Origin of the sequence: Ochrobactrum sp. 19YEA23 (genome assembly GCF_029909865.1) — a bacterium.
GTDB classification, from domain to species: Bacteria; Pseudomonadota; Alphaproteobacteria; order Rhizobiales; family Rhizobiaceae; genus Brucella; species Brucella gambitense.
This window is the reverse complement of record NZ_JASAMQ010000001.1, coordinates 144,652-161,222: the sequence shown is the minus strand read 5'-3', so window position 1 is coordinate 161,222 and position 16,571 is coordinate 144,652. Positions and strand designations below refer to the sequence as shown.

Here is a 16,571-nt window from a genome sequence, read left to right as displayed (position 1 = left end):
GATTTTGACAACCAAACCTTACGGTATCGTTTACAAATCCTTGCTTGGATATCTAAAAATTAACGCGACGGCAATATGGCGGAAATGACGTGGAGATGCAAATCCGGGACGCCTAGTGGTCTGATTCCAACATTTGCATCCCTCGGTTCAAGCGCTGAGCAAATGTTGGAATCAAAAAGACCACTAGCACGCTTATTTATCTAGTGGATTTCTTCGAATTTGACGTTTGAAACAGCATATGTGTCAGCCGGGATTCAAACGTCAAATTCAATCCACTAGAACATCCCGGATGAAAAATGGCAAAACAGACAGGGGTTTTATTAGAGGTTACGACCGATCTGGAGGAATTTCTGACGGCGTTCCTGCTTCAGGGTCTCGCCGTCGATATCTTTCATCGAGCGTAACGATGCCGTGATCATGTCGCCCGCCGCATCGATGACGGCTTCCTTGCCGCGATGCGCGCCGCCGAGCGGCTCAGGGATGATGCCGTCGATGACCTTGAGATCGAACAGATCCTGCGCGGTGATGCGCATGTTGGAGGCGGCATCCTTCGCACGGGTGGAATCGTGCCACAGGATCGAGGCAGCGCCTTCTGGCGAGATGACTGAATAAATAGAATGCTCGAGCATATAGACGCGATTGGCGACGGCAATCGCGATTGCGCCGCCCGAACCACCTTCGCCGATGATGATCGACACCACCGGCACGCGCAGACGCAGGCATTCGGCAGTGGAACGGGCAATGGCTTCCGCCTGGCCGCGTTCTTCGGCGCTGACGCCCGGATAGGCGCCTGCCGTGTCAACCAGCGTGATCAGCGGCAGCTGGAAACGGTCGGCCATTTCCATGATGCGGACAGCCTTGCGGTAGCCTTCCGGACGGGCCGAGCCGAAATTGTGCTTCAGGCGCGTCTTGGTGTCCGAGCCCTTTTCCTGACCGAGAATGGCAACTGGCTGTCCGTTGAAACGGGCAAAGCCTGCCTGCAACGCCTCGTCATTGGCGAACTGGCGATCGCCGGCCAAAGGCGTGAATTCCGTAAACAGCCGGTCGATATATTCGAGGCAATGCGGACGATCCGGGTGACGGGCGATCTGCGCCTTCTGCCAAGGGGTCAGCTTGCGATAGATATCTTTCAGCGCATCAGCCGAACGCTTCTCGAGGCGGCGAATCTCGTCGCTCATCTCAACGCTGCCTTGTTCCTGCGCGAGCTTCTTCAGCTCAAGAATCTGGCCTTCGAGATCGGCGACGGGTTTTTCAAAATCGAGATAGTTGTACATCGGGCCTGACTGTTCGTGCGTTTCTAATGAGCTCGCCGCAATTGCGTGCCTGAAGAAGGCTGTTTTACGGCGCTTTACATATTCACTGCGGGCTCAACTTGCAAATTTTGACTTTCTCATAACCGGAGCAGGCTCAATCGGCAAGCGGATGATGCTCACTGACCAGTTTATGCAGCCTTTCCTCAAGCACATGCGTATAAATCTGCGTGGTCGAGATATCTGCGTGGCCGAGTAATTGCTGCACTGTGCGCAAATCAGCGCCATTTTGCAAAAGATGGCTGGCAAAGGCATGGCGCAAAACATGGGGCGAAATGGCTGCGGCGGAAAGATTGACGCGAGCTGCCAATCCCTTCAATTCGCGGGCAAAAACCTGTCGCGCCAGATGTCCGCTTTCAGAAAAGGCCGGAAACAGCCACGGGTTCTCATCGCAGGCGGGCAGGGAATCGCGCAAGGTCAGGAACGCCTGCAACGCATCCCGCGCCTTGGGCGAGAGAGGCACCATGCGGTCCTTCGAACCTTTGCCGCGCACCAACAAAAAACGGTGATCGGTGCGCGCAACGCGTACCGGCAGACCCACCAGCTCCGAAACACGCAAGCCGGTCGCGTAGAGCGTTTCGATCAGCGCATGAAGCCGCAGCGCCTTGATACGCTCGCCTTGCTCGGTCGCTTCGCTTGCTTCCAGCGCAGCACGATCGAGAAGGCGCGTGACCTGATCGACGCTCATGATTTTTGGCAGCGGCTTCTGCTTCTTCGGCGCGTCAATGACGCCGGTGGGGTCGTCCTGACGATAGCCTTCCGAATAGAGAAACCGAAAGAACTGGCGCAACGCGGACAGGCGGCGCGCCTGCGATGTCGCGGCAAAGCCTTCCGTCGCCATGCCGTCCAGAACCGAGCGGATATGATCGGCCTGCGCCTCTGCGAGATTGATGCCGCGCTCGCCCAGTGCTTCCGCGGTCATGGTAAGGTCGCGGGCATAGGATTCGAGCGTATTGCCTGCCGCGCCGCGTTCGGCGCTCATCATTTCAAGGAAATTTTCAATCGCCAGCGATGCGCGCATCGTTATTCCTGTGAAGGCGTGGTGGTTTCAACTGCTGGCACATCGGTCGAGGCCGTTCCGCCAGCGGAAGGCGCTGGCGCAATTGGCACAGGCTTCAGTTTGGAAGCTGGAATTTCCACCCTCATTTCCTGGGTCTGTGGCTGCACAAAATTCGCAAGCGCATACATCGCAGCATAGGCAATGGCTGCGATCACGACGACGAAAGCGATGAGGCGCGTCAGCGTAGGCATATGTCGTTTATGATGCGCCATTGCGGTGAAAGCAAGAATGTCGATGGCATCGCTGCAAAAAGCCGCCATTCCTGCTTTCAGATTCCATGAAAGCAATTGACGTCGCCCGGTTTTTCATGTGGAACCATCCCAAATGGATGAGGTTGATGAGCAGCATAGAAAAACAAGCCAATACGCATGAGAAGGCGGGGCTCCATGGGCGGGCCGACGCTATCCGTGGTCTGCTCGGTACGAAGGTTCTGGTGCTGGTCGGCCTGATGGGCGCTGGCAAGTCTACCATCGGCCGCAAGATGGCTTCGATGCTCGGGCTGCCTTTTCGCGATGCCGATACAGAGATCGAAGCCGTCTCGCGCATGACGATCCCTGAACTGTTCGAAGCCTATGGCGAGGTTGAATTCCGCGACCTCGAACGCCGGGTTATCCTGCGTCTTCTCGATGACGGCCCAATGGTGCTCGCCACTGGCGGCGGCGCTTACATGAATGCCGAAACGCGTGCCGCTGTCTCCACCGCCGGCATCTCCATCTGGCTCAATGCTGATATCGATGTGCTGATGGACAGGGTTTCACGCCGTCAGAACCGGCCGCTTCTTCGCAACAGCGATCCACGCGCCGTCATGCAGAAACTGATGAACGAGCGCTATCCCGTTTATGCGCTTGCCGATCTGCAAATGATGACGCGCGAAGAGAAGAAAGAAATCATCGCCGACGAACTGATCGAGGTTCTCGCGCAGCATCTGGAAAAACGGCAGTTCGCGGACTGATTGTCTCCTGCGGGGCCTGTCTCGCAGTCATCGGACCACCGGAAAATCGACTGGAGAATAAGCATGAACGCGCCTTCGTCCGCACATGACAGTGTCACCGTTCCGGTTTCGCTGGGAGAGCGCTCTTACGATATCCTGATCGGCAAGGGCCTTGTTGACCGTGCGGGGGCGGAAGTTGCCAAGCGGCTGAAGGGCGCGCGCGTTGCCATCGTGACCGATGAGAATGTCGCCAAGGCGCATCTCGAACGGCTGACGGCGAGTTTCAATCAGGCGGGCATAGAAGCGACGCCGGTTGTTGTCGCACCCGGCGAAAAGTCCAAATCCTTTGCGACGCTTGAAACCGTCACCAACGCCATTCTGGCCGCAAGGCTGGAGCGCGGCGATGCGCTGGTGGCTTTTGGCGGCGGTGTGGTGGGCGACCTGTCCGGCTTTGTGGCGGGGATCGTGCGACGCGGCATGAACTTCGTGCAGATGCCGACCTCGCTTCTGGCGCAGGTGGATTCGTCGGTTGGCGGCAAGACGGGCATCAACACCGCTTATGGCAAGAACCTCGTTGGCGTCTTCTACCAGCCGCAGCTGGTGCTTGCCGATACGGATGTGCTGGATACGCTGAGCCCGCGCGAATTCCGGGCCGGTTATGCGGAAGTTGCCAAATATGGTCTCATCGACCGTCCGGATTTCTTCGCATGGTTGGAGAAAAATTGGCAGGATGTTTTTGCCGGTGGTGCGGCGCGAACCGAAGCCATTGCCGAATCCTGTCGTTCGAAGGCTGCCGTGGTGGCGCGCGACGAACGCGAAACCGGCGACCGTGCGCTTCTCAATCTCGGCCATACATTCGGCCATGCGCTGGAAACAGCCACGGGTTATGATTCCAGCCGTCTGGTGCATGGCGAGGGCGTGGCCATTGGCATGGCACTGGCGCATCGTTTTTCTGTGAAGATGAATCTGGCCGGTGTAGAAGCGGTGGAGCGGGTTGAGGCGCATCTGAAGGCCGTAGGCCTCCCGACCGCGCTGTCCGACGTTCCGGGCGGCTTGCCGCCTGCGGAAAAGCTGATGGACTACATCGCGCAGGACAAGAAAGTGGCGCGTGGCGCGCTCACCTTCATTCTCACGCATGGTATCGGCCAGTCCTTCATCGCCAAGGATGTGCCACCTGCTGCCGTGCTGGAGTTTCTGAAGGAACGTCTGGCCACCGCATAATTCTCATAGCGCAACCGGTCGGCGCGGACGGAAAAGGAGATCGATGGAATGGTTTTCGAACTCTGGATCATGTGCGGGATCATCCTGCTTTGTGTCATTCTGTCCGCCTTTTTCTCCGGTTCCGAAACGGCGCTGACCGCCGCATCCCGTGCGCGGATGCATTCGCTGGAAAACCAGGGCGACGAGCGCGCCGAAGTGGTGCAGCAATTGATCGGCAGGCGCGACCGGCTGATCGGCGCGCTGCTGATCGGCAATAATCTCGCCAATATTCTCGCATCCTCGATCGCCACCAGCATTTTCCTGACCTTCTTCGGTGATGCCGGTGTGGCCTATGCCACCATCGCCATGACGGTCATTCTGGTGATCTTCGCGGAAGTGCTGCCAAAATCCTGGGCCATTTCCGCGCCAGATCGCTTTTCGCTGGCGGTGGCGCGCAGCGTATCCTTTGTGGTGACGATCATCGGTCCGATCTCGACGGCGATCAACTGGATCGTGCGCATGCTGCTGCGCTTGTTCGGTATCAATCTCGCGACTGGTCGCTCAATGCTTTCAGCGCATGATGAATTGCGCGGCGCGGTGGAAGTGCTGCATCGGGACGGTTCGGTGATCAAGGAAGACCGCGACCAGCTGGGTGGCCTTCTTGATCTCAAGGAGCTGGAAGTCAGCGACGTCATGGTGCATCGCACGGCAATGGGAACCATTAATGCCGATGCGCCAGCCGAGCAGATCGTCGGTGATATTCTGGCGAGCCCGCACACGCGCATGCCGGTCTGGCGCAACGATATCGATAATATCGTCGGCATCATTCACACCAAGGATCTGGTGCGCGCGCTTTATGATGTCGATAATGACTTTAGCCGCATCGACATCATGAAAGTGGCCAGCAAGCCGTGGTTCGTGCCGGACACAACGACCTTGCAGGACCAGCTGAACGCCTTTTTGCGCCGCAAGGCGCATATCGCCATCGTCGTGGACGAATATGGGGACGTGCAGGGTCTGGTGACGCTGGAAGACATTCTGGAAGAAATCGTCGGCGATATTGCCGATGAGCACGATATCGACATGCAGGGCGTCCGCCTGCAACCGGACGGTTCGTTCATTGTCGACGGATCACTGCCGATTCGCGATCTCAACCGGGCGCTCGACTGGTCGTTGCCCGATGAGGAAGCGACGACGATTGCCGGGCTGGTCATTCACGAAACCCAGTCGATCCCCGAAGTGAAGCAGGCCTTCACCTTTCACGGCAAGCGGTTCTCCGTATTGAAAAAGGAAAAGAACCGCCTGACGCGTCTGCGTATCGTAACGCTCGATGCTGATGGAAAGCCAATTGTCGCCGTTGGTATTCTGCCGCCGCGTACCTAAATAGCACCACAGTTGCATTCTTCGTGATGCCGGTCTGCAACGAGCAATTTCCTGTGCTCCGGTGCTCACGTACGTTGAAGTACGCTCCGCTCCGGTGCTCGAAAATCACTCGTTTCGCTACGGCCTGACGAATTTGCCACTGTAGTGATAGGCAGGATCAGCGGCGCGTCGGTTCGCCGGGCGCGGACGGTTCCAGCGCCAGTGCATGAACGCCGTTATTCAGCTCGTCCTTGAGGACTTCGTTGATGGCGCGATGGCGCTGAACGCGACTCAGGCCCGTGAAGGCATCAGAGACGATACGAACGCGAAAATGCGTCTCGCCCGAGCCGTCGAAAGCGGCATGATGATCGCTGTCGTGATGATGATGGCCAGCGTGAAGATGGCTTTCATTAATGATTTCAAGCCGTTCTGGCGCAAAAGCTGCTGTAAGCTTTGTTTGCATCACGTCTTGTTTGCTATTGTGAATGGACATTTGGGCTGGTTCTCCCCATATACACGCTGTGCTTCATATAGACTCAAGCCCCGACGGCCCAAGGTGGGGCAAATCCGCACAGGAAACTAATCCGCTTCAAAATTTCGCCCTGTTGAAATGGCTAAAAGCCCAACCGGACGAAATGTCAATTCTTGTTTAGCAACCCCTTAATCCGCATAATTGATTCGATGACCACGAACTCCAAACTTTTCGACAGTATCCGCATCCGCCCGAAGAAGACGCAGCAGGCCAAGTCCAGTGGCCCCTGCTGTCAATGGGACGGTTGTGACAAGCCCGGCACGCATCGCGCGCCGGTCGGACGCATGCGCGAAGGGGAATATTTCCACTTCTGCATCGATCACGTGCGGGAATATAATAAGAATTTCAACTATTTCTCCGGCCTCGCCGATGGAGATATTGCCAAGTTCCAGAAGGACGCGGTCACTGGCCATCGTCCAACCTGGTCCACCACGGCGAATTCGACCGCGAAGGCGCGCACCTCGCCGGACGTGGCCAAGATGCGTTCCGGATCGGCCTCCTATCACAACCGTATCCGCGATCCGTTCAATTTCGTGAAGGAAGCCAAGGGGCAGGAACCGGGGGCAACAGCCAAGCGCAAGCCGCGCACGCTGGAAATCAAAGCGCTCGCTACACTCGGACTTGAACCAAATTCGACTAGCGATAAGATTAAGGCGCGCTATAAAGAGCTGGTAAAACAGCACCATCCCGATGCGAATGGTGGTGACCGCGGTTCTGAAGAGAGATTCCGCGATGTCATTCAGGCTTACCAATTGCTCAAGCAGGCAGGTTTTTGCTAGAGCATGAGGAATTGGCCAGTCTTGAACTGGCCGGTTTTGATTGATTAAGTCGAGCTGTGGCTCAAGCCGCATTTATGCGACGCCAGATGTTGTCATTTGGCTGCAAAATGCTCTGACGGACATTCTCCTGCCGTGCTGCCAAGCGCGGATTCAAGCATGGATGCCCGCAACGAACGACGGAAGGGGCATACCACCGGCTTGCCGGACATCATGCCCCGGATGATACTTGGATGTCGCGGCCGGACAGTCCTGCCGCCCTGGAGGCATGATGAACAAGGTTGAGCGGGATATAGCCAATTTGCCGGATACGACGGTTTCGGTGCGTGAAGTGTTCGGAATTGATTCCGACATGAAAGTACCAGCCTATGCGGCGGGCGACTCCTATGTGCCGGAGCGTGATCCGGATTATCTTTTCGACCGTCAGACGACGCTCGCGATTCTGGCTGGTTTTGCCTATAACCGCCGCGTGATGGTTTCGGGCTATCACGGCACGGGTAAATCGACCCATATTGAACAGGTCGCATCGCGCCTGAACTGGCCTTGCGTCCGCGTCAATCTCGACAGCCATGTCAGCCGTATCGACCTCGTCGGCAAGGACGCCATCGTCGTCAAGGACGGTGTGCAGGTCACGGAATTCAAGGAAGGCATTCTGCCCTGGGCTTACCAGCACAATGTCGCGCTTGTATTCGACGAATATGATGCAGGTCGTCCGGACGTGATGTTCGTGATCCAGCGCGTGCTGGAAACCTCTGGCCGCCTCACGCTGCTTGATCAGAGCCGCGTTATTCATCCGCACCCGGCTTTCCGTCTGTTCGCGACCGCCAATACGGTGGGCCTCGGCGATACGACCGGCCTTTATCATGGCACGCAGCAGATCAATCAGGCGCAGATGGACCGTTGGTCCATCGTGACGACGCTGAACTATCTGCCGCACGACAACGAAGTGAACATCGTTCTCGCCAAGGCCAAGCAGTTCCAGAATGCGGAAGGCCGCGAGATCGTCAACAAGATGGTTCGCGTTGCCGACATGACCCGTCAGGCTTTCATCAACGGCGATCTTTCGACCGTGATGAGCCCGCGTACGGTCATCACCTGGGCTGAAAATGCGGCGATCTTCGGCAACGATGTCGGTTTTGCCTTCCGCCTGACCTTCCTCAACAAGTGCGATGAACTGGAACGTGCGACGGTGGCTGAGTTCTATCAGCGCGCCTTCGGTACCGAACTGCCGGAATCGGCAGCCAATATCGTTCTGGCCTGATGCTGTTCTCCTGAAAGCGGAGACCGCTTTCAGGGCAAAGACAAGCATGAGGAAAATTGACGATACCTGTCGCCGATATGGCGGCAGGGCCTTGATTTGATGGGAAGCAGGATAGGCATATGTCAGGCCAGATGTCAGGAATGGGCGACAATTCGCGTGAGCGCAAGCCGGGGCCAGTGGACTCCGAGCCGTTCAAGCGCGCGGTAACGGCTTGCATGCGCGCCATTTCCGGCGAAAACGAGCTGGAAGTGGCGTTCAGTAATGATCGTCCCGCTCTGACGGCCAATCGCGCCCGACTGCCCGATCTGCCGAAGCGCCCGACCGCGCATGATATTGCGGTTACGCGTGGCCTCGGCGATTCGATGGCGCTGCGTCAGGCGCGCCATAATCCCCGTATTCATGCGCAGCTTGCACCGGAAGGCAAACAGGCGCGCGCCATTTACGACGCCGTTGAACAGGCCCGTGTCGAGGCTATTGGCGCGCGCGCCATGGCAGGCGTTGCCGACAATCTGTCGACCATGCTCGCCGACAAATATGCCAAGGCGAATTTCTCCGCCGTCACGGACAAGGAAGATGCGCCGCTTGAAGAAGCGGTGTCGCTTCTCCTGCGTGAAAAGCTGACCGGGCGGGCGGCACCTGCCGAAGCCGGTCAGGTGCTGGAGCTGTGGCGCGACTGGATCGAGCAGAAGGCTGGCGGCGATCTGGCGCGTCTCGGTGAAAATCTCGACGATCAGCAGGCTTTTGCACGCACTGTGCGCGACATGCTGGCTTCCATGGACATGGCTGAAGAGCTGTCGCAGGAAGAGCCGAGCGACGATCAGGAACAGAACGAAGAACAGACGCCGGATTCCGACGAGAACGAGGAAGGCGGCGACGAGAGCCAGGAAGGCTCCGATTCCGCTGAAAGCGAAGAATCAGACAGTTCGAGCGAAGAAGGCGAGCAGGGCGAGATGGATGCCGCCGATGCATCCGCCGATGATATGGATGACAGCGAGGATATCGACGCGGAAACGCCGGGCGATACGCGCCGTCCCAACCAGCCTTTCGGCAATTTTGCCGAGCAGATCGACTACAAGGTTTTCACACGCGAATTCGACGAAGAGGTCGAAGCGACGGACCTGTGCGACGAGGCCGAGCTGGACCGTCTGCGCGGCTTCCTCGACAAGCAGCTTGCCAATTTGCAGGGCGTGGTGGGTCGTCTGGCCAACCGTCTCCAGCGCCGCCTGATGGCGCAGCAGAGCCGCTCCTGGGATTTCGATCTGGAAGAGGGTTATCTCGATTCGGCGCGCCTCGTGCGTATTGTTATCGATCCGACCCAGCCTCTGTCCTACAAGATGGAACGCGACACGGATTTCCGCGATACGGTCGTGACGCTGGTTCTGGACAATTCCGGTTCCATGCGCGGCCGCCCGATCACGGTTGCGGCCACCTGTGCCGATATTCTGGCCCGTACGCTCGAACGTTGCGGCGTGAAGGTGGAAATCCTCGGTTTCACGACCAAGGCCTGGAAGGGCGGTCAGTCGCGCGAAGCGTGGCTGTCGCGTGGCAAGCCAGCCAATCCGGGTCGTCTCAATGATCTGCGCCACATCGTCTATAAGAGCGCTGACGCGCCATGGCGTCGTGCACGGCGCAATCTGGGCCTGATGATGCGTGAAGGCCTCCTCAAGGAGAATATCGACGGTGAGGCGCTGATCTGGGCGCATCAGCGCCTGTTGGGCCGCCCCGAGCAGCGCAAGATCCTGATGATGATCTCGGATGGTGCGCCGGTCGACGATTCGACGCTGTCGGTCAATCCGGGCAACTATCTGGAACGCCATCTGCGGGCGGTGATCGAAGAGATCGAAACGCGTTCGCCGGTCGAGCTGATCGCTATCGGTATCGGCCACGATGTGACGCGCTATTACCGTCGCGCCGTGACGATTGTCGATGCGGAAGAGCTGGCAGGCGCCATGACCGAGCAGCTTGCATCCCTGTTCGAAGAGCAGGGCGCGGCGGCAGCCGGTAACGGCAAACGTCGGGCTGGCGGAAGACGCTAGAGCGGTTCCGGTTAAAACGGAATCGTGGAACCGCTCTATCTATTTGTTTCGACGCATTATCCGACGCAAAACCGCTTCGCACTTTTGCTGGAAATGCTCTAAAATAAAAGGGGCTCATGAGCCCCTTTTTTATGCCTTCTCTACAGTCGCTCGACCCGATGAATAAAGCGAGGGGGCGAATATGGCGAGGATCGCGCCATAGGGAATCAGCATCAGCGTTCCCATGATGACCTTCACGAAGAAATCACCGAAGGCGAGCGACGCCCAAAGCGGCACGCCAAGGCCGAGGAACGAGGCCGGTTCTGTCAGTGACGAATCAGGCATTTCGGTCAGCACATCGATCCATGCGAATTGCGCGGCAAAAGCGATCGAGAAGAACAGGATCGTGTCCAGCACCGAGCCGAACATGGCGGCGGCAAAGGGCGCCTTCCACCAGGTCTTGCGACGCAGACGGTCGAAGACGGTGATGTCCATCAGCTGTGCCAGCAGAAAGGCCGAGCCCGAAGCGATGGCGATACGCGGCGTTGCAAGCCAGATCGACATCACGACACCGAGTACGAAACCGGCATAGACGACCTTGCGCGCGGCGGCAGGGCCAAAGCGACGATTCGTCAGGTCATTGACCAGAAAGGCGACCGGATAGGTGAAGGCGCCGTAGGTTAGCACTTCGCCAAGGCCGAAATGCTGGAAAGGATACTGAACCAGAATATTCGATGCGGCGACCGCAACGCACATGGCCAGTACAGCCGGCAAAAGCCGGGAAAATGCAGGATTCTCAATAGGCATTTTTTTATCCTGGGTGATGGAACCAGCAAAAAAGGCCGACAAAATGTCAGCCTTTTTTGTCAAATCTTCAAGACTGTCTTTATTCAGCGCATATTTCCGAAAACCATCGGGATGTGCGCTGTGCTCTGTCTGGAGCATAATCCAATTTGAAAGGCTAAAGGGCCCTTCAGGATTATTGCTTAGGCAGCAACAGCTTCAGCCTGCTTCTTCGCGATCTGGCGCTTCAGAAGACGAGCGCGCTGCGACAGTTCCTTGTCGTCAGACTTGGCAAGGAAAGCGTCGAGGCCGCCGCGATGTTCAACCGAACGCAGAGCGTTGGCAGATACGCGCAGACGATAGCTCTGGCCGAGTGCTTCGGAGATCAGCGTAACGTTGCAGAGGTTCGGCAGAAAGCGGCGACGCGTCTTGTTGTTCGCGTGGCTGACATTGTTGCCGTACTGGACCGACTTGCCGGTCAATTCACAAGCGCGGGACATTTTGGTCTCACCTTCAATTTTGTTTCCGGCCCTTTTCGTTTTCTTCGAAAAGCGAAAAGGTCCCTCGTTTTCTGTTCCTCGCAATCCCTTAGCAAAATGCTTCGCACTTTTGCTGGAATTGCTCAGGCCCCGACCCGAATGTCCGAATTCAAGCATTCAAAGCAACTTAATGCTGCTGGCGCGCGATTTCGGACAGGCGGCCTATTGGGAAAGTCGCGTTTCTATAGTGACAGGAGCGCTTGCAGTCAAGTGAGATTCCGCCGCGATGCCGTAACAGCGCGGTTTTACGGCATTCGCATCGCCTTCACGAAACGTTGCGATCATAACTTCGCCGGTTTTGCCTGTTGCACAGATACTGTATCGAAGAATCTCTCGCAACTTTTTGACAGCTCAATGTGGTTGAAAACCATAGGCCGCCACTTCCGGGCCGGGACGCAGAAAGGAACGCCGAATATGATCGAGCCGCCATTTTTATCGAAACCTGTACGGAATCGGCTGAAAGGGCTTGTTCTGTTGTCATGCGCGGGTTTCGCGCTGAACGCAGGGGCAGCACAGGCGGACGATCTCTACAGAACCGATTACGAAATATCGATTTTCGGCCTTTCTATCGCGCGCGCCGCCACCGAGACAACGGTTAGCGGCTCCCGATACAATCTGAACGGCAATTTCAAGACTTCCGGTCTCGCGCGCGTTTTCGATGACACCGCCGGAACAGTACATGTCAACGGCAATGCGGTGAAAGGGAAGGTCATCCCGAGCACTTTCGATCTCAATTACAAGCACGGGCGCAAAAACAAGCGTACGACCATTCGTTTTGCCAATGGCAATGTCGTGGCTGCTGAAAACCAGCCCCCGGTGAAAAAGCGCGATCCATGGGTGGAAACGTCACCGCAGGATCTGCTGAATGTCAGCGATGCGCTAAGCGCACTGATGATTCCCGCCACTGATCCAAGTTCGGTCTGCAATCGCACGCTGAGCGTGTTTGACGGGCAGACGCGGGCCGATATCAAGCTTTCCTTCAACGGTACCGAATCGTTCACCGCCGATGGCTTTACCGGCGAGTCGGTCATCTGCTCGGCCAAGTTCATTCCGATTTCCGGCTATCAGAAGGGCAAGAAGTCGATCGACTATCTGGCCAATAAGAGCCGGATCAGTGTTTCTTTCGCCTCACTGGGCGATTCGGGCATCTACGCGCCGGTCGTTGCGCGAATCGGTACGCAGATTGGAACGCTCAAGATTTCCGCCTCGCGCTTTGAGAAGGTGAACTAGAGCCTTAGTGCGCCGGGTGCAGGCACTCATCATGATTGCCCAGAATCTCGATCACCCTGCATTGGTCGATGCGGCCATGGGCGGTGCATTCCAGCATTCGCTGCAGTTCCGTCTTCAGGGACAGAAGCTTGGCGATACGATGCTCGACCTCAATCAGCCGGGCGCGAGCGATAGCATCGGCCGTGGCGCATGACTGATCCGGATTATCCTGCAAGTCGAGCAATGTGCGGATTGAATCCACTTCAAAGCCCAGATCGCGCGCGTGGCGGATGAACAAAAGACGCTCAACATCGCTCTTGTCATAAAGGCGGCGATTTCCATCCGTGCGCGGGGGCACCGGCAGCAGCCCGATCTGCTCATAATAGCGGATGGTTGGCACTTTGACGCCGCTGGCCTTTGAGGCTTCGCCAATGGGTAAACTGCTCATCATTTTTCTCTTGCTCCTCTAGTCACTAGAGGATGTAGACCTTGTTCAGGACAATTCAAGAGTGCTCCGAAAGGGCAGGTCATGAATAAGGCAATAAACCAGATTCGCTTTCGCGTGGACGGCATGGACTGTGCGTCCTGCGCGACCAAGATTGATACCGCTATCCGCCGCGTGCCGGGCGTGGAGGACGTCTCCGTTTCGGTGACCGCAGGCACGATGACCGTGCAACATGATGGCAGCAGCGATCCGGACAGCATGGAAAAGAAGGTGCGCAGTCTCGGCTATGGTGTCGAACGGCTGGCCGGTGAAAAGCGGGCCGAAGCACACACGCATGCGCATGACCATGACCATGGAAGCTGCAGCGGTCATGATCACGATCACGGCGATGACCATGCCGGGCATGACCACGACCACGGCCATGAGCATGACACAGCGCAAGAACCGATCACAGCGGCATCGGCCAACAGCTACCGTTTTCAGGTGGCAGGCATGGATTGCGCTTCCTGTGCTGCAAAGATCGACACGGCGGTACGGCGTGTTGCAGGCGTCAACGATGTGTCGGTGTCCGTGACCAATGGGACCATGATTGTCAATCACGATGGCTCCGCAAATAGTGACGAGATCGCCGGAAAGGTGACGGGGCTTGGGTATAAAACCGCGCTTGCTGACACACCGTCTGTAAACGTGCCCAAAGCCAGCACACCGACAAAGCCCCTGCCGTGGTGGCGGACGGATAAGGGCCGCACAATGCTCATCTGTGGCGGCGGTTTGGTGGCGGCTTATGTGATCGGTCATATTTATCCGCCGGTCGCTCTGTGGGCCTTTACAGCGGCAATGCTGATTGGTCTCGTGCCGATTGCCTGGCGCGCCTATATGGCCGCAATTAACGGCACGCCGTTTTCCATCGAAATGCTGATGACGATTGCCGCCATTGGCGCGGTCTTCATCGGTGCAACCGAGGAAGCGGCGGCGGTTGTGTTCCTCTTCCTCGTTGGCGAATTGCTGGAAGGCGTGGCGGCGGGCAAGGCCCGGGCCAGCATCCAGTCGCTGACGACCCTTGTCCCGAAGACGGCCTTTCTGGAGCGCAACGGCGCGACCACCGAAGTTGCTGCCGACAGCCTTGCGGTAGGCGATATCATTTCCGTGCGTCCCGGTGACCGTATGCCGGCGGATGGTGAAATCCTGTCTGGTGAAAGCGCCATCGATGAAGCGCCGGTTACCGGCGAAAGCACCCCGGTTGGCAAGGCCGCAGGCGACACCGTCTTTGCGGGCACGATCAATGGCGACGGTTTGCTGCGCGTGAAAGTCACGGCGGCAGCGCAGGACAATACCATCGCGCGTGTTGTGCGGCTGGTGGAGGAAGCGCAGGAGGCCAAGGCCCCGACCGAGCGATTCATCAACCGCTTCTCGACCTATTATACGCCCGGCGTGGTGGTGGTTGCCGCACTGGTGGCTGTTCTACCGCCTCTGGTGGGTGGTGCCGAGTGGGGCGAGTGGATCTATAAGGGCCTTGCGATCCTGCTGATCGGCTGCCCTTGCGCGCTGGTCATTTCCACACCGGCTGCAATCGCTGCGGCCCTGTCGTCAGGCGCCCGGCGCGGCCTTCTCATGAAGGGCGGTGCGGTGCTTGAAACCATCGGCAAGATCACCGCCGCCTGTTTCGACAAGACCGGCACGCTGACAGAAGGCAAGCCGAAGGTTACGGATGTCCTTGCCGGTGCTCTGCCCGAGGATGAAGTGTTGCGCCTTGCGGCATCGCTCGATGCTGGCTCAAGCCATCCGCTTGCGCTGGCCATTGTGTCGGCAGCGGAAGAGCGCGGGTTGAAGCTTTCTGCCGTCGCGCAGGGCAAAGCCCATGGCGGCAAGGGCGTTTCCGGCGTTGCGGATGGGACCGAGCTTTTTCTCGGGTCGCGAAAGGCTGCAAATGATGTGGCGGCTGTTCCTGATGAACTGGCCGCACGCATCGCCACCTGCAACGATGAAGGCAAGACGGTTTCGGTGCTGGTTGCCGGTGGCAAGGTTGCCGGTGCTATCGCCATGCGTGACGAACCGCGGGCTGACGCCATTGCCGGGCTCAAGGCGCTGAAAGATGCCGGTATTCGCACAGTCATGCTGACGGGCGACAATCGCCGCACAGCAGAAGCCATCGGGCGCGATCTCGGCATCGATGTGCGTGCCGAATTGCTGCCCGAAGACAAGCAGCGCATTGTCGGCGAATTGCGGGGTGAGGGGCAGATCGTTGCCAAGGTTGGCGACGGTATCAACGATGCGCCCGCTCTCGCAGCCGCCGATGTTGGCATTGCCATGGGCGGCGGCACGGACGTGGCTCTCGAAACTGCCGATGCAGCGGTGCTGCATGGCCGGGTCGGCGATGTGGTGGCGATGGTCGATCTGTCGAAGCGCACCATGCGCAATATTCATCAGAATATCACCATTGCGCTCGGCCTGAAGGCTGTCTTCCTGGTTACGACCGTGCTGGGCATTACCGGGTTGTGGCCCGCCATTCTGGCCGATACCGGCGCAACAGTGCTGGTGACGATCAATGCGCTGCGACTATTGAGGCAGAAAGCCTGACTGGCTCCAGCCCCCTCCTCAGGATGAGGGGAGGAAGCACCGGTCAGGATGAGGGCGCGCGCTGGGTGCGGGGAGAGACCTACTCGCCGATCAGATCGCGGATGCGGTCGCCATATTGCTTGCCGAAGGCGACGTGTTCGGGATTGATCCCTTTCACTTCATCGACAAGCTGGTCTTCTTCTTCCGCGTCGACTGCGGCAAGGGCGCTCATCATGGCGAAATAGGCGAGCAGATAATCGCGCGGCGCAATGTTCTGCGCTTTCATCAGTTCAACGACCTGTGGGCGCGATTCGATGCTTTTCACCATGGAATCCATCGAAGGTTGTGCATCCTGCCCCTCTTCCGAGGTGGGGGAAAGCTGCATGCGTTCCAGTTCGCCGTGGATCTTTTCCATGCGTGTTAACAGGTCTTCCGTCAGCTTGAAATTGTTGATTTCGGCTGGCGTTTCCGGCGGCGTGGCGATCGACAGAATGTCTTCCGCATAAGCCACTCCGGTGGAAGCAGGCAGAACAACAAGCGACAGGCCGAGCAGGGCGGCGCGGTTCAGGCTCTTGAAGCGGGAAAAGGTCAT

At 57.9% G+C, this 16,571-nt stretch carries 16 protein-coding genes; 8 read left to right on the top strand and 8 right to left on the bottom strand.

Going from position 1 to position 16,571, the window contains the following annotated elements:
- Positions 1–320: 320 nt before the first annotated feature.
- From QBD01_RS00730 to QBD01_RS00720, 3 genes are all read right to left on the bottom strand, one after another.
- Positions 321–1,274 (bottom strand): acetyl-CoA carboxylase carboxyltransferase subunit alpha, encoded by a 954-nt coding sequence (locus tag QBD01_RS00730; RefSeq protein ID WP_078337594.1) that lies wholly within the window; start codon positions 1,272–1,274, stop codon positions 321–323.
- 133 nt (positions 1,275–1,407) lie between these two features.
- A complete protein-coding gene (gene xerD, locus QBD01_RS00725; protein ID WP_280991222.1) occupies positions 1,408–2,331 on the bottom strand; it encodes a site-specific tyrosine recombinase XerD in 924 nt (307 codons plus the stop codon).
- A 2-nt stretch (positions 2,332–2,333) separates the two neighbouring features.
- Positions 2,334–2,561, bottom strand: coding sequence for a hypothetical protein (locus QBD01_RS00720; protein WP_280992075.1), 228 nt, complete (start codon positions 2,559–2,561; stop codon positions 2,334–2,336).
- 146 nt (positions 2,562–2,707) lie between these two features.
- Between QBD01_RS00720 and QBD01_RS00715 the strand changes: the two genes are divergently transcribed.
- The 3 genes from QBD01_RS00715 (at position 2,708) to QBD01_RS00705 (ending at position 5,884) form a co-directional block, all read left to right on the top strand.
- A complete protein-coding gene (locus QBD01_RS00715) occupies positions 2,708–3,322 on the top strand; it encodes a shikimate kinase (protein WP_280991221.1) in 615 nt (204 codons plus the stop codon).
- A 63-nt stretch (positions 3,323–3,385) separates the two neighbouring features.
- The gene (gene aroB, locus QBD01_RS00710; RefSeq protein ID WP_280991220.1) at positions 3,386–4,522 is read left to right on the top strand and encodes a 3-dehydroquinate synthase; all 1,137 of its coding nucleotides are present in this window, start codon (positions 3,386–3,388) and stop codon (positions 4,520–4,522) included.
- 48 nt (positions 4,523–4,570) lie between these two features.
- Positions 4,571–5,884 carry an HlyC/CorC family transporter gene (locus tag QBD01_RS00705; protein WP_280991219.1) on the top strand — a complete coding sequence of 438 codons (1,314 nt, stop codon included), beginning with the start codon at positions 4,571–4,573 and terminating at the stop codon, positions 5,882–5,884.
- Between the two features lie 157 nt (positions 5,885–6,041).
- Here the strand turns inward: QBD01_RS00705 and QBD01_RS00700 are convergent, their stop codons facing one another.
- Positions 6,042–6,356, bottom strand: a complete 315-nt coding sequence (locus QBD01_RS00700) for a BolA family transcriptional regulator (protein WP_078337588.1) — start codon at positions 6,354–6,356, stop codon at positions 6,042–6,044.
- A gap of 188 nt (positions 6,357–6,544) precedes the next feature.
- Between QBD01_RS00700 and QBD01_RS00695 the strand changes: the two genes are divergently transcribed.
- The 3 genes from QBD01_RS00695 to cobT all read left to right on the top strand — a co-directional run bounded on the left by QBD01_RS00695 (position 6,545) and on the right by cobT (position 10,468).
- Positions 6,545–7,174 (top strand): J domain-containing protein, encoded by a 630-nt coding sequence (locus tag QBD01_RS00695; protein WP_078337587.1) that lies wholly within the window; start codon positions 6,545–6,547, stop codon positions 7,172–7,174.
- Positions 7,175–7,442: 268 nt separating this feature from the next.
- The gene (gene cobS, locus QBD01_RS00690; protein WP_280992074.1) at positions 7,443–8,432 is read left to right on the top strand and encodes a cobaltochelatase subunit CobS; all 990 of its coding nucleotides are present in this window, start codon (positions 7,443–7,445) and stop codon (positions 8,430–8,432) included.
- A 119-nt stretch (positions 8,433–8,551) separates the two neighbouring features.
- Positions 8,552–10,468 (top strand): cobaltochelatase subunit CobT, encoded by a 1,917-nt coding sequence (gene cobT, locus QBD01_RS00685; protein ID WP_182518915.1) that lies wholly within the window; start codon positions 8,552–8,554, stop codon positions 10,466–10,468.
- 129 nt (positions 10,469–10,597) lie between these two features.
- Here cobT and QBD01_RS00680 read toward each other — a convergent pair whose 3' ends face one another.
- On the bottom strand, positions 10,598–11,254 hold the full coding sequence (locus QBD01_RS00680) for a VUT family protein (protein WP_280991218.1): 657 nt from the start codon (positions 11,252–11,254) through the stop codon (positions 10,598–10,600).
- Between the two features lie 179 nt (positions 11,255–11,433).
- Positions 11,434–11,730, bottom strand: a complete 297-nt coding sequence (gene rpmB / locus QBD01_RS00675; RefSeq protein WP_182518913.1) for a 50S ribosomal protein L28 — start codon at positions 11,728–11,730, stop codon at positions 11,434–11,436.
- A 453-nt stretch (positions 11,731–12,183) separates the two neighbouring features.
- Here rpmB and QBD01_RS00670 point away from each other — a divergent pair, with 453 nt between their 5' ends.
- The gene (locus tag QBD01_RS00670) at positions 12,184–12,999 is read left to right on the top strand and encodes a DUF3108 domain-containing protein (RefSeq protein ID WP_280991217.1); all 816 of its coding nucleotides are present in this window, start codon (positions 12,184–12,186) and stop codon (positions 12,997–12,999) included.
- 4 nt (positions 13,000–13,003) lie between these two features.
- Here the strand turns inward: QBD01_RS00670 and QBD01_RS00665 are convergent, their stop codons facing one another.
- Positions 13,004–13,426 (bottom strand): helix-turn-helix domain-containing protein, encoded by a 423-nt coding sequence (locus QBD01_RS00665; RefSeq protein WP_280992073.1) that lies wholly within the window; start codon positions 13,424–13,426, stop codon positions 13,004–13,006.
- Between the two features lie 81 nt (positions 13,427–13,507).
- Between QBD01_RS00665 and QBD01_RS00660 the strand changes: the two genes are divergently transcribed.
- Positions 13,508–16,000: a heavy metal translocating P-type ATPase gene (locus tag QBD01_RS00660; RefSeq protein WP_280991216.1), complete on the top strand. Its 2,493-nt coding sequence runs from the start codon at positions 13,508–13,510 to the stop codon at positions 15,998–16,000.
- A gap of 79 nt (positions 16,001–16,079) precedes the next feature.
- Here the strand turns inward: QBD01_RS00660 and QBD01_RS00655 are convergent, their stop codons facing one another.
- Positions 16,080–16,571, bottom strand: a complete 492-nt coding sequence (locus tag QBD01_RS00655; RefSeq protein ID WP_280991215.1) for a hypothetical protein — start codon at positions 16,569–16,571, stop codon at positions 16,080–16,082.

Coding starts and splice junctions, on each gene's coding strand:
- QBD01_RS00730 (WP_078337594.1), bottom strand. CDS start 1,274: ATGTACAACTATCTCGATTTTGAAAAACCCGTCGCCGATCTCGAAGGC.
- xerD (WP_280991222.1), bottom strand. CDS start 2,331: ATGCGCGCATCGCTGGCGATTGAAAATTTCCTTGAAATGATGAGCGCC.
- QBD01_RS00720 (WP_280992075.1), bottom strand. CDS start 2,561: ATGCCTACGCTGACGCGCCTCATCGCTTTCGTCGTCGTGATCGCAGCC.
- QBD01_RS00715 (WP_280991221.1), top strand. CDS start 2,708: ATGAGCAGCATAGAAAAACAAGCCAATACGCATGAGAAGGCGGGGCTC.
- aroB (WP_280991220.1), top strand. CDS start 3,386: ATGAACGCGCCTTCGTCCGCACATGACAGTGTCACCGTTCCGGTTTCG.
- QBD01_RS00705 (WP_280991219.1), top strand. CDS start 4,571: ATGGTTTTCGAACTCTGGATCATGTGCGGGATCATCCTGCTTTGTGTC.
- QBD01_RS00700 (WP_078337588.1), bottom strand. CDS start 6,356: ATGTCCATTCACAATAGCAAACAAGACGTGATGCAAACAAAGCTTACA.
- QBD01_RS00695 (WP_078337587.1), top strand. CDS start 6,545: ATGACCACGAACTCCAAACTTTTCGACAGTATCCGCATCCGCCCGAAG.
- cobS (WP_280992074.1), top strand. CDS start 7,443: ATGAACAAGGTTGAGCGGGATATAGCCAATTTGCCGGATACGACGGTT.
- cobT (WP_182518915.1), top strand. CDS start 8,552: ATGTCAGGCCAGATGTCAGGAATGGGCGACAATTCGCGTGAGCGCAAG.
- QBD01_RS00680 (WP_280991218.1), bottom strand. CDS start 11,254: ATGCCTATTGAGAATCCTGCATTTTCCCGGCTTTTGCCGGCTGTACTG.
- rpmB (WP_182518913.1), bottom strand. CDS start 11,730: ATGTCCCGCGCTTGTGAATTGACCGGCAAGTCGGTCCAGTACGGCAAC.
- QBD01_RS00670 (WP_280991217.1), top strand. CDS start 12,184: ATGATCGAGCCGCCATTTTTATCGAAACCTGTACGGAATCGGCTGAAA.
- QBD01_RS00665 (WP_280992073.1), bottom strand. CDS start 13,426: ATGAGCAGTTTACCCATTGGCGAAGCCTCAAAGGCCAGCGGCGTCAAA.
- QBD01_RS00660 (WP_280991216.1), top strand. CDS start 13,508: ATGAATAAGGCAATAAACCAGATTCGCTTTCGCGTGGACGGCATGGAC.
- QBD01_RS00655 (WP_280991215.1), bottom strand. CDS start 16,571: ATGACCTTTTCCCGCTTCAAGAGCCTGAACCGCGCCGCCCTGCTCGGC.